Here is a 17,111-nt window from a genome sequence, read left to right as displayed (position 1 = left end):
ACCTCCTGGCCGTCCTCTAGTGTCCTTCTATTATTGAATGCTCTGCACAATCCGCTTCGCAATGGCATCATATCCGTCTCCATTAGGATGAAAATGATCAGAAGATAAATATTTGCTGCTGTTCCGCTGGAACAAATCGTAGGTTGGAACCATCATCATATTCTTGTCCTTATTGATAAACGCATAAGCTGAATCGTTCCATTTCTGAACGACGGCATTTCCTATTTCACGCATCGCCTGCAGATCCGAGAATGGATTATACAGTCCTACATAGATGATAAGCGCATCCGGGTTCCATTTACGCAGTTGAGTCAGCACCTGTTTCAAGTGGACAATGCCAGCATCCACCTTGGCTATGAGTGTATCGAGCTGCATTTCCTTGGCGCTCATCTGTTCCGATTGAGCACCTTGGAATAAGTCATTGCCGCCAATCGTTAGTAGGATGACATTCGCTTGCTTCAATACATAACCCGCACTATCCTTCTCTATTCGTTCCACAAGCTGATCTGCACGAAGCCCGTTCACTGCCAGATTGTTCAGAAGCGTAACCGGCTTCTCCTTGCTCTTCTCAAGCGTACTCAACACACGTCGTACATATCCTTGTCCCGTCCCGTCGCCAGTACCTCTTGTCAACGAATCGCCAAGAGCAGCGATCCGTATCTCTTGCTCCGAGTGAGAGGCGGTATCTGTTGTCGGTGAAGTCTTCACCCCAGGCGCATCCGCAAACGGAACAGAAGCAGGATAGATAATATCCGCAATTCCAAGTCCGAAGCCAACGAGCAAGAGCAGCGTACATCCCACGCCGCATGAAGCAATCCATAACCATTGCCGCGATGCCGTTTTACGACTCATCCTAGTCCTCCTGTCTCAATCCCTGAACTCTGTTCTCCCTTTACATTACCTGTTCAGGTTCCTATTTGCAAACTGAGTCATCTGCTGTTACCACGTTCCCTGGCAACAAGAGAGGCGACCGATCAATTCGGCCGCCTCTTTCATCAATTTCCTATACGATTGTACAAGACACAGAAGCAATTACAAGCAGCAGAATCGCTCCATCGCTACACGCGGTGCGACTACATGTACTTATACTGAGCCGCTACTAGATTGTAATAAGTGCCACGCAGATTCATCAATTGATCATGCGTACCTTGTTCCTGAATAACCCCATGGTCAAGCACAACGATATTGTCACAATTGCGAATCGTAGACAACCTGTGCGCAATAATGAAGGAGGTTCTACCCTGCAGCAACGTCTTCAATGCTTCTTGAATCTTTAATTCGGTCTCGGTATCAATACTTGCAGTCGCTTCATCAAGAATTAATATTCTAGGGTTTGCAAGCAAGGCACGTGCGAACGAGATAAGCTGACGCTGACCCATAGACAGCACATTTCCTCGTTCCTCGACCTCAGTGTCATAGCCATCTTGCATACTTACAATGAAGTCATGTGCATACACGGCCCGTGCTGCCGCTTCTACCTCTGCATCTGTTGCGTCGAGACGGCCGAAGCGAATATTATCTCGTATCGTACCTGAGAAGATGAAGGTATCTTGCAAAACAATACCAACCTGCGACCTCAGACTTTCAATTGTAACTTGCTTAATATCATGACCGTCAATGGTGACACGGCCTTCTGTCGTATCGTAGAAACGGCACAACAAATTGATAATCGTACTCTTACCGGAACCTGTGTGTCCGACTAACGCGATGGACTCGCCTGCCTTGGCTGATAATGAAATGCCCTTCAACGCGGGACGTCCCTTCTCGTATTCGAACATTATGTTCTCGAATTCCACATCGCCATGGATTGGTGGAAGCACTTTTGATTTCGCTGTATCCTCAATAGATGGCTGTTCATCCATAAATTCAAAGATGCGTTCCGAAGAAGCCATGGCAATTAGCATTTGCGAATACATTTGCCCCAAGCGATTAATAGGTTCCCAGAAGTTCCCGATGTACTGGGCAAATGCGAATAGTACCCCAACCGTAATCACATGGCTCTGGATCAAATATGAACCGTACATGAATAGAATAAATGCACCTACAGCGCTTGTTATCTCGATAACAGGGCCGAACGATTGGTTCATGGCAGAAGCGCGATCCCAAGACTTCTTATTCACATTGTTCATATGATCGAAGAATTCCATGTTCTGCTTTTCTTGTGTATACGCTTGAGTGACACGAACGCCTTGGATCGCCTCGTTCAAGTGAGAATTAATCCGCGATTGCTTCATGCGGACGTCCTGCCAAGCGAAGCGGATCTTCTTCCGCAGCTTCGTCGACACTAAGAACATGATTGGAACCGTAATCATAACTGCCAGTGCAAGCTGAACATTCAAGAACAAGAGGATAATGATAATACCTGCCAGCTGCATGCAATCAATTAGCGTATTGACAGCACCGTTCGTGAACAGTTCCTGCAAGGAGTTGACGTCGTTCGTCACGCGCACTAGCACGGAACCAGCTGGACGTTTGTCATAGAAATGGAATGACAGCTTCTGAATGTGCTTGAACAGATCCCCTCGCAAATCATGAATAATGCGCTGGCCAATCACATTCATAAATTTGATGCGGAACGCATTGGCGCCCCACTGCACAATATAAAGTCCAAACACCGTTCCCGCGATCATATACAGCATACGCAGCGATGGGTTTCCGTCAGCGGGCTGTATCGCATGGTCAATGGCATAGCTGATGAGAAATGGGATTGCCAGTTTCGTAAGCGTACCCAGAACCATCATTACCAACAATACCGGCAGCAGTTGGCGTTTATACGGCTTCATGTACACCAGCAGGCGACGCATCTGAGCCCAGTTGAACGGCTTTTCTATTGCTTCATCATCTTGATAGACGAATCGAGAACGCTTACGTTCTGCGTTCTCCGCAGCTGTGTTCTCGTCTTCATTCGCCGGGCTCGCCGCCGTGGATGCTGCTGTGAATCGTGCTCCACTCATACTCTCACCTGCTCTCTGTTCGACGTTCCATCGGTGGTAGAATCCATCTGATCTTCTGACTCAAACTTATCAGCATACTGAATACGATATACATCTTGATAGGTACCCGGCACCTCAATCAATTGCTCATGAGTACCTCTCTGTGCGATGCTCCCTTGATCCAATACCAGAATCTCATCTGCATGCCGCAGCGACGAGATACGGTGTGCGATTATAAATACCGTACGTCCACGCATAACCTCTTGGAAGCCAGCCTGAATCGCATGTTCAGTATCCATGTCAACGGCACTTGTTGCGTCATCCAATATCAGAATCTTCGGATCCTTCAGCAGCGCGCGGGCAATCGCAATCCGCTGCTTCTGACCGCCTGAGAGTCCCATACCGCGTTCGCCCACAATCGTATCATAGCCAAGCGGCAGCTCCATAATGAAGTCGTGTGCTTGCGCAAGCTTCGCTGCTCGAACCACTTCTTCTTCGGTCACATCATCTCGTCCGTAAGCAATGTTGTTATAGATCGAAGATGAGAACAGGAATGTCTCTTGGAATACGGTAGCCATCTGACTGCGGAGATTCTTCACATCCAAGTCTCGAATATCATGACCATCTAGCATAATGCTACCTGACTTCACATCATACGCGCGCATGAGCAGTTGAATAATTGTTGACTTGCCCGCTCCTGTACCGCCAAGCAATCCAATCACCTTCCCAGGTGTTGCGTCTAGCGTAATGTGGCTAAGAGCGTTTACATCACCTTCATAGCGGAAGGTAACATCTTTGAATTGAACATGTCCCTTAACTTCTTCATCATTCAATACAACCGCACGATCATTGTTCGCAATGTCAATTGGGGTGTCCAGCAGTTCCAGAACACGCTCTCCAGATGCCTTCGATTGCGTATAGTTATTGATGTGGAAGCCAATTCCCCACATCGGGCCAATGATGTACCAGATCATACTGAAGAAGGCAACTAACTCACCAAGCGTCAGTTCCTTGTTAATGACCTTCGTACCTCCAAGCGCAAGCAGCATGACCACACAGCAGCAAGCAAGAAGTTCCATCACAGGGAAGTATCGTCCCCATAGTGTCGCAGCATGAATTTGATTTTCCTTATATGCTTCAGACCGTACAGAGAATTTATCGACTTCATGGCTTTCACGCGCGAAAGATTTGACCGTACGCACGCCCGTAATATTCTCCTGTACTGCCGTTGTCAGGCGGCTGAAGGCGACGCGCATTTCACGGAAGGCCGGATGTATCTTGGACTCGAACCGAAGCGCGACTAGAATTAACAGCGGTATTGGGATAAGCGTTGTTAGCGTTAACTTCCAATCAATTGAGAACATCATTCCCGCACCAAATAGAACCATCAGCACCATATTCAAAATTTGTGCGAAGCCGAACCCAACAAAGTTGCGTATCCCTTCAAGATCTGCAGTCAAGCGGGACATCAAATCCCCTGTTCTTGCCTTGTCATAGTAACGGAATGAAAGGAATTGCAGCTTGCGATAGCAGGCATTTCTCATTTCGTAGGCAACATAGTTGCCTAGACGACCGCCAAAATAGCCGTGTAAAAATGTGAGGGTGCCTTTGATGCTGACAACGACGACCACCGTCAATGACAGCCAAGGCACCCAATCGAATCGTTCTTTTGCTATGACGTCGTCAATCAAGATGCGCAGCATATTGGGATACACCAATCCGAGCGCTGTTGCCGCCATCAAGCAAAGTATAGATACGAATAGGTAGCCTTTTTTCGGCCAGTAAAAAGTGCTTAGCCGCTTGAAGACGTTCATGATTTCTCCTCCCCTTTTCTACGTTCTCGTGAGATGTAATGCAGTTTATCATCATGAAAACACAACAGCAAAACGCCAATTTCATCATAATGCCGTTTGTGCCCGATTTTTCCGAGCTTTGCGGTAACATATCCATTCATTTCTTTTAAATCGTCTGATTTACTGACTTGTCGTTCATTATTCAACAAAGAACGCTTACCGAGCATATGCCCAGTAAGCGTTTGAACGCAATTTATACGGTTTTGATATCAATTCCGTGTGAATTCATCTCTTCACTTGGATGCTTTTATGAATCTGTCGTAATAACCTCTTCCAAAGCACTCATCACAGCTTGAAGCAATTCTTCATCCACATTTGCATGCAGCGCATTGTTCAATCTTTCCATATACAGATCCAATGCGTCTGACAGCTCCTTGTAGGACTTTTGAATGACCTTATTATAGTGAGTGAGGATATGTTCGATAAATTGTTGCCGATGAGCTTCTGTTACCCGCTTAACCGCCTGCATCGCCTGCAGCTCTAGCGCCTGTCTAAGTTCGCTGCGTCCGCTGCCTTCGAAAAAGGTCTTACTATTGCGGAAATAACCACGAATCCACCGCGTTGTTACATTCGGCAATTCCAGCTCACCTGATACCTCAGGCGTTGGCCAAGCCCTCATATCCACATCAGCCGGTGAGTACCCGGGCAGCTGCTCCATTATGGCTTGCTGCAGGCGATCGTGATAGCTCATTACGAGCTTCTTGGCTCCTTGTTCCATCCGCAATGAGGTTGCATACAGTTCATTCACAAGCTCTTTGCTAAATAGGCGAATCCATTCCACATAACAGCGCTGCAGCGCATTATCTATATCCCGATCATCTCTGCGCAAGGAAGCCGGATTGAAGGCGTGAGAGAACATATCACCGAAGCGGAATTGCAATCGTTGACCCACATGGTAGAGCAATTCATCTGCTTCCTGCTGGAATAGGCTTGATTCATCTCGCTCCAGCCACTCCGTGCAGCTGCGACGCGCTTGTTCGGCCAATGCTTGATAACGAATGACTTCCCGTTCACGCTCTGCTGCATCGGCATGTGAGGCATCCCACATCGCCTTCAGCTGTCTTGCTGCCCTATCCAGACTATTGTGAGCCGAATGAATACTGAGCTGAGTCAGCTCATTGCCTGCAAACTCTAGGAATGACTGCTCAAACTCACCAATACCCGACGTTCTAATCTTGTCCTTCTGTGCTTGCTGCTTGCCCTCCAATGCCTGCAAGCTCGAAATCGGAAATAGCCGCGGACTGCGCACACCGAATTCGCGCAGACGATCCTCCACATAATCCAGTACACTTGACAGCTCTTCAGGTGAGGCAGCAAGGTCAGATGCATTGACCACAAAGAACATTTTATCAAGCTCAAAGGCATCCTTCACCCGGCCCAGCTGCGTAAGGAATTGTCGATCAGCTTGGGAGAAGGCATGGTTATAGTACGTCACGAACAATATGATATCCGCCTGCTTCATGTATTCAAATGCAACGCCCGTGTGCCTCGCGTTAATGGAATCCGCACCCGGAGTATCTACGAATACGAAGCCTTGTCTCGTAAGCTCACTGTCTACGAACAAATCAATGCGCTCTACGAACGCTGATCTTGATTCATCACTCACAAATAAGCGATACTGTGCCTCATCAACCATTAGCTCCTGACCTAATAGGCCTCGAGCCTCTTCTATCCCACGATCCACAGCCTGAATGAATCGATAATATGGCCGCCCAGACGGATGAATTGTCTCTGGACGAATTCGCGCAAGCGAATGGAGCACTTCATCCATGTTCATGGTAGATGCATTAGGCTCGCCCAAGGTCTCCAGCGCATAGCGAAGGTCATCAAGCAGCTTCGCTTCGCGCTTCATTGTTACGCGAGCCGTGCCATGCGGATGCTCATCTGTCGCTGCCTCGATCGTATTAATTGCGGCTGTTGTCGGGTTAGGTGATACTGGCAGTGCATCTTGCCCGATAAGGGCGTTCGCGAACGATGATTTGCCAGCGCTGAACGCACCGAATAAGGCAACCGTAAAGCGATTCTCGTCGAGCCGCTTAGCCTTCTCTCGCATCTCTGCTGCGAGCATCTGCATTGATTCCAGCCGTTCAAGCACACCTGCTGCTTGCTCCAGCTTCTGAGCAGTATAGATCAGCTTGCGTCGAACTTGGCTAGGAGCAGCAGCCTCTGACCGCTGTTCTGTTCCACTAGGAGCTGACCCATGATCAGTAAGATTGCGCTCAGGGTCTTTTATAAAAGATTGATCTTGGGCATGTCTATCCAGATTACCGCTTGTCCCGAGCCCATCAGCCTCTGTAGACAACTCCAACCATGATTCAACGATTGCCTGCTTATCTGAACGTCTCTGCTGTACGTGATCAATTATGCCACTACCGGCCGGAGCATTGTGAACGCGTTCCTGGTTCCTGGCCTCTGCAGCATGCTGCTGGTCTACTACCTTCTCCTTGCTGTTTGCTTCCTGCTTCAAGCTGTGAATATCGGGAAGAAGACCGATCCAGCCACATTCCAGCTTATCAGCAGGCAGCCATAATTGTATGGCTTGAACCAATTCCGATTCTATCCCTGTAGTAGCTTGTAGGCGATTCTCCACTTCCGAGAATTCGAGGGAGAGCTCGCTCATGGAAGCAAGCTTAGATTCTGCCCGCGTAAGCTCTTCACGATATTGACGGAGCTTGATCTCTAGTAATGGCTCTGCCACTGTCAAAGCGGCTCTACGCAGCATCGCGCGTGCTTCATCAGCTATTGATCTGCAATAATTCAAGGTATACTCAGGTGAACCGCTCGCTCCCTCTGACACCGAATCAGCAAGCCAGGAATCACCTAGATCAGGCATGGCTTGCTCCATCGCAGCCGATGCCTCCTGCTCGTTTGCTCCTACCTCTTCAGCCAGCGAGCGAATCATTTGGATGAGATGAACCTCAACATTTGCCCGCAACCCTTCCTTCCAGATGGATGTGAAGGACTGCAGTCGTTGCGTGCGTTCATTGTCTGTCTTCGCACTGGAGAATAAGAAACCGACCTTGAAGCCAGGCTTGCGGGATTCTAAATATGACTGCGCCTGTTCACGCATTACTGCAGGCGTAACATTCGCATTACTAAGCAGCTGTTGCACTTGCTTCTGGAACGATGCATTTACTTCCTGCTCCTGAGCTGTAAGCTCTGCAATGCGCTGTTCCGTTAGATGCAGCTGTTCCTTCCAAGCAGCCAAGGAGGCTTCGTCGCCTATACGTTCCACTAGCTGTTCACGTTTACTTACAAACGGCTCCTTTAAAACCTTTGCATGGGCAGACACGAGCTCACGTGCCGCACGTAAGATACCATATCGAACGAGCGGCAGCCGTTCTCTCGCTGTCTGACGAACATAGGCTTCTAATGCATTCCATTCATTCAATGGATGTTCTGGCTGCCTTACAGAGATATAGAATACGCCTTCGGGCTTCAACTGCCATGCATCAAGTGCACTTCGGACATCGCTCTGATACGATTCGAAGGTAAGCTCCTGCTCCCTGTGCTTGTCGATTTGATTCACAATCCAGATAAGCGGCTTACCTGCATCTGCAACCTCCTTCGCGAATGCGAAGTTCGTCTCCGACTGGACGTGATTATAGTCCGTCACATAGAACACAATGTCAGCCAGATGCATGGCTTCCTCCGTAGCTGCTCGATGTGCCGCATCTGTAGAATCTACTCCGGGTGTATCCAGCAGAGCAACGCCTTGCTTCAACCAATCAATTTCATCAAAGAGAACGACACGTTCTATACCAGCACCATCACGGCACACATCATCCAGCTGCTCGAATTGCACAGGCTCTTCAAGAACCGTTCCATCTTGTTCAGATCTGCGTAGAACCCGCGCCTGACGCTCTCCGTAGCGGAGCGTAACCACGTTCGCACTCGTTGGAATCGGACTCGACGGGAGCAGCTGCTTGCCGCATAATGCATTAATTACACTTGATTTGCCTGCCGAAAAGTGTCCACAAAACGTGACCATCACAATCGCTTCCTGCCACTTCTTCGCAAGCTCAGTCATCTTCTCGGCGTGCTGCACATCTCCCCTATGCCGCATCTGATCCGCTGTATGCTTCAGCCATTTTCCGAGTTCATCGCTATCTCTTTCCACAATGGCCGAATTGGTGTGCAACCTCGCATTCATCTTCTCCATTCACGTCTCCCTCACCGCTTTTATCCTAACGGAACACGAATTGTCGTTATTTTTGCGCATAGAAAAAACCGAGTAATCGGCTTCCTCTTTTTGCCTTATACTCGGTTTCTAGTGTACCATATTTTGCTGTTCGGGGAGAATGATTTCGAATTGTTCTCCGCGCTGTAAAATAGTAATGCCTGAATCTTTCACGCGCATTACGACAACATCACGTTTTTGACGCATACGTTCTACATACTGATCAGGAACTTGTCCAGCTGCATATACCGTAACGCCGTCAATCTCACGTTCTTCATCCTCTTGCATAGGTGTTTGCATAATCTTTTCATAAATATTAGAGAATTGTTCAAAATCATTCGTGTATACCGAAATACATTTCATCACGACCGACTCCCATCCACGTTCTTATAGTTTCCAGTCTTTCTAGGTTTGGTCGCTTTCATACGTATTTTACCCTCTCGACAGCTATCTAACAGCGGACAAATGTCACATTTGGGGGATTGCGCTTTGCAATGATAACGTCCAAAAAAGATTAACCGGTGATGCGTATCTGTCCATTCCTCACGGGGAATTTTACGCATCAGCTTTTTCTCCACTTCCAACACACTATCGTCTTCGTTGGCAAGTCGCAAGCGCTTGGAGACGCGCTCGACATGTGTGTCCACTGCCATTGCAGGAACACCGAAGGCGTTGGATACGACCACATTGGCCGTCTTTCTGCCGACACCTGGAAGCTCTGTTAGCTGAGCATGCTCCCTTGGTACTTCACCCTCATATTTATCTATGAGCATGCGGCATAGTTTTTGAATATTTTTGGCCTTGTTGCGGAATAAGCCAATGCGCCGAATATCTGACTCCAGCTCTTCAAGCGGAACTGCTAGATAGTCTTCCGGTGTTTTATATTTCTGGAACAGCGTAGCTGTTACTTTGTTCACCGTCTCGTCCGTGCACTGCGCTGACAACAGGACTGCAATTGTCAATTCGAACGGATTGGCGTGAGTCAACTCGCAATGCGCGTCAGGGTACATCTGACCAATCGTATCGAGAATATGTCGGACGCGGGCACTTGTTGCCATCTGGAAGTCACCTCACCTTTCTATCCATTCTGCTTGACTATTCACATCTAAAAACCGTCTCACCCGCTAAGGTGAGACGGTTCGAAGTGAACCTAATCGTAGTTTAAGACACTTTCTCGATTTCAACAACCTGATCCTTAATAATATACAGCATAATATCGGTATCTTCTTTGATGGAAGACAGGCTGATTTTCTCGCCCTTCGAATGAATAGATGCATTCGGATGAACTTTGAATATATAATTGTTTTCAGCCATCGTGCGCTTTACATACAATTCATTTGTATTTGAATTATAGCGCCAGAAGCTGCGCTTCATTCCGCTGACCAGCTTCACAGCTGAAAGATCGCTTGTGTCCTTGCGCACCTCTACGCGGTCTCCTTCTTTCAAAGCGCTCAAATTCGAAGTAGAAGAAGAATTATCAACCTGAATTTGCGCGTTCTTGCCTACTTGGTGTACAGATAAGGAGCCAGCATTGTCGCGTACTCGAATTGCTCCGTTGTTTGTATCCACAGACTCTACTCGGCCATAAGTAACTTGAACTTGACGCACTTCCACGATAGAACGTCCGTCCATTACAACGTTGACATAGTCATTATCCTTCAAGTCTGCAATCTTGATCTCTTTATTATTCAGATCATAGATCTTGGCATTTCCCACATAAAAGTCCTCAACCTTCGAGTCGCTCGAGCGCAGACGAAGGCGATACCCCGACGCATCCCGATACGCGATATCGAATTGTAGCGTTTGCCGAACAGCGAGAGACGATAGTGTGGATTGATCATCCGTGAAGTAGGCAACTATTGTATCACCATTATTCACATCATTCAAGGTCACATTGTTTTTCCCATACTTTTCTACGCTTAGCTCAGTCCCCTTATAAGGCAGTGTTACCGTTTGTCCGTTCGCAAGCTTCATCGTCACTGTCTTCGCGGTAGAGCTTGCATAGACGAATGTTCCTTCGAATTTGTTGACGAGCTGCACCAGAAGCGCGTTTTTGGCCGTATGTTGCACATTCACCTTGCGTTTGCCATCCTTAAGCTGATTTGCGATATCCTCAAGTCCAACCTTGGAGCCGTTATTCTCAAAGCGAGTCTCATATGTGAGCTTAAAGACGTGAGGTTCTTTGCGCTCGTCAGTTACCATTAACAGTTTGTTCGTTTTATCGAAATCTACAACTGTAGCTCCAATTATCATTTCCGCCTTGCGGTTCATTACTTTGATGTTGGCAACCTGATCCTCGCTGTTCATGGCCAGCTCGACGCGATCTCCGTATTCTCCTGCGACAATATCGTCGAACGTTGGATTGTTCATTCCGTCAATTTCAATCTTTACATCACGAGCAAGCAGCTTCGCCACGAGTTCATTGTTTTCTTTTCGGATCGTGATGCTCGTTTTCGTCGCACCTTTTTCGTACAGCGTACCAGAAATCGTAACTTGTTGGGCATTTGTCAATTCGATTTCCGTTACGACGCTATTTTTCACCGTATAATTGACGCTGTCATTTTCCTTGATACTGCTTAGACCGGATAACAATTGATCCTTATAACGAACGTAAGCTCCCTCCACAACCGTGTAGGTTTCGCTCTCGCCTTGTTCGTTCTTGATCGTCACGGAACGGTTTCTCACATCAATAGAAGTAATAGTACCTTTGGCCGATTTGTTGACAGGCCCAGACTTTACTTGAACCTCAATAATTTTGCGTTCATTCGTAAACGTTTCACGCTTGATGACAAGCTCACTGTCCGCCATCAGCTTAGAAGGATCGATCGTGTTGCCGCTGGCATCCTTGAATACAGTCGCGCTGTTGTCGTACACAATATCAGACAATGCATCAGTGCCATCCTTCGTGAAATACAGCTTCTTCTCTGAAGGCGCAACATACCTCAGCTTAACCGTTGAAGTTTCCACCTTCGGTTCAGCGTCTAATAATTCAACATATGCCGCGCTTCCCGATTGTCCAGCGACACGGATTTTCATGTATAGGCCAATATCGGAGGCATTGATCGCCTGCTCGCTGTCATTTTTATAGTACATCGTGTTTTTATCGCGGCGGAAGGTTGCTGTCTTGCCCTCTTCCGTATACAAGCGAATCTCTTGATCCGTTAGGCTCATCACATAACCGAATGATTCGAATGCGTGCTTTACCTTAGATACTTTTTCTCCGCGACTGAAGAATGTTGCAAGCTGCGCGCGCGTTACTTTGCCTTGCGGCTCGAATTTGTTGCCGCTCATTCCTGTAGTCAATTCCAGATCAACAGCAGTGTTGACATATCCTAATGCAGACGCGCTAATTTTGCTATTATCGGCAAATGTCGTTTTCTTCGTCTTTGCACGCTCTGCATCTGCTTGTTTTCCTACAGCACGAACCAAAATTTTCGTCACCCATTCACGGGTTGCCTTTTGATCGCCCCATGCTTGCTTCGGATCCGGCTTCGCCATCTCTTCTTCTTTGTCCAACAGCCCTTTTTGGAATGCCAGAACAATATACGGCTTGAAGAAATTCCCGACCTTAAAATCAGCAGGTAGTGCTACGGAATCTGCAGCATTCAATTCCCCCTCAAGTCCCATATAGCGAATTGCCATTGTGATAGCTTCCTGCTGCGTTACATCGTCACCAGGACGGAACTTGCCGTTATTCCCCTTTAAAATATCCAATGCTGCAAGCTTATGTATATGTTTCTCTGCCCAATAACCAAGCTTAACATCGCTGAATATCGGACTTGTACTCGAAGTTGATGTAACTTGATTCGTCTTTGTAGCGGTATTTGATTCAGCTGCCATCGCGAATTGCATAGATGTCAGCATCATGGATACGGCCAATAATGCACTTGTTAATGCTCGCGCTTTGCGCACACACGGTTTAGAATTTAATTGCATGATGCATCCCCTTCCACATATATTTCTTCGTAAGATGTTCTTTTTCGACAAGAACAGGGGCAATTCCTGCCCCTGTTCTCGAATAATTGTTGGTATTATTTTGTTCAATTACATGATTCGTGCAGATCTCTATGGACGCTTGATTGGATGTTTCAACGTAACATGGCCCATCAAGCTTTCATCTGACTTTCCATCTACCAGAATATCAATTGCCTTTACTTCATCGAATTGGAACAGCGTTTTAGTAAGAGCATCCAATGCAAAAGCCTCTCCGCCTGCTCCAAGATGACCCTCTTCCGGAATATGAATGTCAATGACTAGCGTTCCCTTATCCATTTCCACAGATTTGAAGTCGATCTTTTCCCACAACGGAATATCTTTATCATTGTCAGATGTCTTCAACGCTGAAAGTGCAACTTGATACTTCTCGTCATCATTAGAGAACTGGATCATCTTCTTATACGACTTCAATTCCATCAGCTGATCATCAGAGACAAATACGTCAAGCGACATTTCTTGCTTGTCAGACTTCGTTTCTTGACCTTTGTCAGTTGTTGGCTGCTCAGGCTTCGTTGTCTCGTCTGACGGCTTTTCCTCGTTCGGCTGCTCTGTTGTCGGCTGCTCCGTCGTAGGTTGTTCAGCTGTTGGCTGCTCAGGTTGAGCAGCTCCATTTGTTGTCGGCTTAGCACCGCATGCACTTATAATTGTAATGGATAGAACTGCGGCAGCAAGTGCCCACCATTTTCGTGTCTTCATGAAGCACGACCTCCTTTACATCGTTCATAACGCAACAGATCGTCAAAGGTTGCATTTTTTATAGAATCAGGATACGCCCAAATATTCTTTAATCCCTTTGACAATGTTCTCCGCAACGCGCCATTGGAACTGGTCGTCATACATTTTTGGTTCGTCATTCGTGCTCGTCAAAAAGCCTATTTCGAGCAGAGCCGACGGCATCTTCGTTTCTCGAACGACATGGAGATCTCCAAATTTGATACCCCGATCCTTAAATTGCGTTCCATTCAATAAATTTTTGTGCAACGTCTTGGCAAGTGCTTCGCTGCTCTTGTGATAATAGAACGTCTCCGTACCTGTTACGGAAGGGCTGTTTTTCGCACTGTTTCCATGTATCGATACGAATATATCCGCACCAATTTTGTTCGCAAGCGATGAACGATCCGATAATTCAGGGAAGGAATCGTCTTCGCGCGTCATGACAAGATTGATCTTATCTTCTTTACGAAGCAGTTCTCCGACTTTCAAGGAAAGTGCCAAAGTAAAGTCCTTTTCCGTCTTCTTCGTCAAGCTAAGCGCACCGGAGTCCTTACCTCCATGGCCTGCATCAATAACAACGGTATAAGTACCATTTGGTTTGTTTGGCGTTACAGGTGGTTTCGTTGTTCCGCCATTGCCGTTCCCATCGTCATTTCCACTCTTTTGATTCAGCGAAATGGTCGTCAAACCTTGATCATTCAGTGTGACTTCACCATTCAACGGGTAGTTCAAATCAATAACGAAGCGCGCTGTATTCGGCTTATCGCTGAACATTGCAAAGCGAATGCGCTGAACATCTGGGTAATCTGATACTACATATTCCCCTTGCCCATCTTTATTGAAACTATATTTTTCATAGAACTCGTCCGAGAACACTGCATTCGGCAAATCAATAACTACCCGGTTAGGGCTGTCCATCGTCATAATGCTCGGTCTTACATTACGATCTAAAGCAATATGTAATTGATTATTGTCAAAAGAAAAGTTCGTAACGACTGAAGCATTGTTATCTGGCTTTACTTGGTCTCCACCATTACTGCCATTATCTCCATTGCCGTTGTCCGGCTTTGTCGGCTTGTCCTCATTGCCTTTATCAGGTGTTGGAGGCGTTACTTCGTCAGAAGTGAACATGTACACAGATTTGGTTGAGTTATCCCAATCCACTTTCAATCCCATATTCTCCCCGATAAAACGAAGTGGGACTAGTGTAGTCTCGCCTTTAATAACCGGTGGTGCAACGAGTGTAACACTCTTGTTGTCAACTGTCGCCGTCTTCTGATTGACGGTGAGATTCATGCTTCTGCTATTATCATTTATAGCTACCGTCTTCGCCTTCTGATTCCAATCAACCTTATAACCCAACTCTTCAGAAACGACGCGAATCGGGACCATGACCGAATTGTTCAGCATCAAAATATTCTCTGACATCGCCAAAGAATTTCCATTCAAGTACAAGCTCGTATTAGGTGCAGCTTGTCCCAGCGTAGGAAACACTAAACACAACAGCATTAATAGCAATCCAACCGCAAATTTTTGTTTTTTCTGCATCTTCACCTCTACATCCTTTCGTCATGTTCCGCACTATTCTATTTGTCTATTAAGAACGGACGTAATATTAGACGTATAAAAAGTACAAAAGTTGCGTAGTTTCTACATTTTTTGGCTAAAATAAACCTGCTAAAATATCCCTTGTTTTCACTGTAAATCACCTACTCCCACATGGCAAGACAAAAATTGCACATCTGAACATAAATATTGACATGATTCGTAACAACAAAAAAAAGACCGTTCTCTATTTCGCACCTGATCATACAAAAAGTGCAAATAGAAAACGGTCTCCACGTCATTAAAAGTATCAACTTCTAGTAGCAGAAATAATCAAGAACATGGGTCTGAGCAGCTCATCAGTCATCCCGGGTATTTCTCGCAGCATTTTCTCAGATGGAGTCGGCTCCTTCACTGCACGTATCGTAAATCCCGCATCGATCAAGTTACTCATATACGTAGCGAACGTTCGATGATACTTAACGACATCCTCCGTTAAGAAGGCCGTTTCACGCTTCCCTTCATCCTGATAGCCATCCACTGCCCAATGGAGGATATTCCCTTGCTCATCGTACACCCAATCTTGTTCATTGCGCGAAGTGAAGATCGGATGCTCCACCGAGAACAGAAACACACACGCCCCCTGGTTTTAAGCTGTGATAGACTTTGTCACAAATCGTATCAAACGACTCAATATAATGAAAGGCTAACGAACTAATCACCACATCAAATTGCTCATCTGCAAACTGAATGTCTTCAATTGGCATTTGTAAATAGGAGATCGACGAATCATTTGTCAATTCACGTGCTTTCTGCAGCATTTTCTCTGAAATATCAACCCCTATTACAGAGTCGGCATGCTGTTCTCGGGCATATCTACAATGCCACCCGAAGCCGCAGCCCAGATCTAGCACACTCTTGTTGCGCAAATCTGGAATTAGTGTCTGTAATACATGCCATTCTCCCGCTCCTTCTAGCCCATGGATAGAACGTGGCATATTCTCATATGCGGCAAAGAAATTCGCATCATCGTATTTGTTTTGCTTCATTTATTATTCATCTCCTATATCCATGCGTTGTCATGGACGAAATCCGGAATCCATTTTCTTTTCTATTTTACAATATGTATTTTTTCTCAAATAGGAAAAAGTCCGTTATGTGCCGCATGCTACTTACTAATCTTAATCTGCTACTCGACGCTTATACAATAAAATCCCTGGAACGCCGAAGCGAATCCAGGGATTTTAATACCTTTTATTATCAACTGTGCTTATACGACTGGGTAAGCGACACGACCCGCATTCGCGGCTTCGTATGCAGTAATTGCATCTTCATGCTTCAGCGTCAATCCGATATCATCGAGACCTTGCAGCAAAAATTGGCGACGGTGCTCATCCAGATCGAAAGTGTAGTTCAATCCGTACTCATCCGTAATTGTCTTCTCTTCCAAATTCACGTCTAGACGATAGCCGTCCTTCTCCGCTGCACGACGGAATAGTTCATCAACTTGCTCTTCTGACAGCTTAATAGGAAGAATACCATTCTTGAAGCAGTTATTGTAGAAGATATCTGCGAATGATGGAGCGATAACACAGCGGAAGCCATAATCAAGAATCGCCCATGGTGCATGCTCACGTGAAGAACCGCAACCGAAATTCGCACGGGACAGTAATACGGAAGCTCCTTCATATTGCGGCTGGTTTAAGGTGAAGGAAGGAATAACGTTGCCCGCCTCGTCGAATCTCCACTCGTAGAACAAGAACTGGCCGAATCCGCTCCGTTCAATACGCTTCAAAAATTGCTTAGGAATGATTGCATCTGTATCCACGTTGACCCGATCAACTGGGGCAACAAGACCGTTCAATGATGTAAATGGTTGCATGATTCGTT

At 46.5% G+C, this 17,111-nt stretch carries 10 protein-coding genes and 1 pseudogene; all 11 read right to left on the bottom strand.

Translation table 11 applies throughout. The features are described 5' to 3' along the window. Positions 1 to 30 precede the first annotated feature (30 nt). Entirely contained in the window at positions 31 to 852 is an 822-nt protein-coding gene (locus M3661_RS06800; RefSeq protein WP_065291626.1) for a GDSL-type esterase/lipase family protein, read from the bottom strand. A 221-nt stretch (positions 853 to 1,073) separates the two neighbouring features. Beyond that, positions 1,074 to 2,954: an ABC transporter ATP-binding protein gene (locus M3661_RS06795; protein ID WP_065291627.1), complete on the bottom strand. Its 1,881-nt coding sequence runs from the start codon at positions 2,952 to 2,954 to the stop codon at positions 1,074 to 1,076. Then, positions 2,951 to 4,747, bottom strand: coding sequence for an ABC transporter ATP-binding protein (locus M3661_RS06790; protein WP_251483088.1), 1,797 nt, complete (start codon positions 4,745 to 4,747; stop codon positions 2,951 to 2,953). The genes M3661_RS06795 and M3661_RS06790 overlap by 4 nt, the downstream gene beginning before the upstream one ends. Before the next feature lie 286 nt (positions 4,748 to 5,033). Continuing rightward, a complete protein-coding gene (locus M3661_RS06785) occupies positions 5,034 to 8,948 on the bottom strand; it encodes a dynamin family protein (protein WP_251483085.1) in 3,915 nt (1,304 codons plus the stop codon). Between the two features lie 108 nt (positions 8,949 to 9,056). Then, on the bottom strand, positions 9,057 to 9,329 hold the full coding sequence (locus M3661_RS06780; RefSeq protein ID WP_021254621.1) for a hypothetical protein: 273 nt from the start codon (positions 9,327 to 9,329) through the stop codon (positions 9,057 to 9,059). Next, on the bottom strand, positions 9,329 to 10,024 hold the full coding sequence (nth, locus tag M3661_RS06775; protein WP_021254622.1) for an endonuclease III: 696 nt from the start codon (positions 10,022 to 10,024) through the stop codon (positions 9,329 to 9,331). Before nth ends, M3661_RS06780 begins: the two co-directional genes overlap by 1 nt. A gap of 103 nt (positions 10,025 to 10,127) precedes the next feature. Beyond that, positions 10,128 to 12,902: an S-layer homology domain-containing protein gene (locus tag M3661_RS06770; RefSeq protein WP_251483084.1), complete on the bottom strand. Its 2,775-nt coding sequence runs from the start codon at positions 12,900 to 12,902 to the stop codon at positions 10,128 to 10,130. A gap of 129 nt (positions 12,903 to 13,031) precedes the next feature. Beyond that, entirely contained in the window at positions 13,032 to 13,658 is a 627-nt protein-coding gene (locus M3661_RS06765; protein ID WP_251483082.1) for a GerMN domain-containing protein, read from the bottom strand. A gap of 66 nt (positions 13,659 to 13,724) precedes the next feature. Then, positions 13,725 to 15,224, bottom strand: a complete 1,500-nt coding sequence (locus M3661_RS06760) for an N-acetylmuramoyl-L-alanine amidase family protein (RefSeq protein ID WP_251483080.1) — start codon at positions 15,222 to 15,224, stop codon at positions 13,725 to 13,727. 307 nt (positions 15,225 to 15,531) lie between these two features. After that, positions 15,532 to 16,270 (bottom strand): annotated as a pseudogene (locus tag M3661_RS06755) (class I SAM-dependent methyltransferase). A gap of 221 nt (positions 16,271 to 16,491) precedes the next feature. Continuing rightward, entirely contained in the window at positions 16,492 to 17,103 is a 612-nt protein-coding gene (gene leuD, locus M3661_RS06750) for a 3-isopropylmalate dehydratase small subunit (protein WP_065291634.1), read from the bottom strand. Positions 17,104 to 17,111 lie beyond the last annotated feature (8 nt).

Origin of the sequence: Paenibacillus sp. MER 180, from assembly GCF_023713665.1 — a bacterium.
Classification (GTDB): domain Bacteria; phylum Bacillota; class Bacilli; order Paenibacillales; family Paenibacillaceae; genus Paenibacillus_B; species Paenibacillus_B suaedae.
Note: the sequence above shows the minus strand (reverse complement) of the source record. Positions and strands in the feature narration are given on the sequence as shown.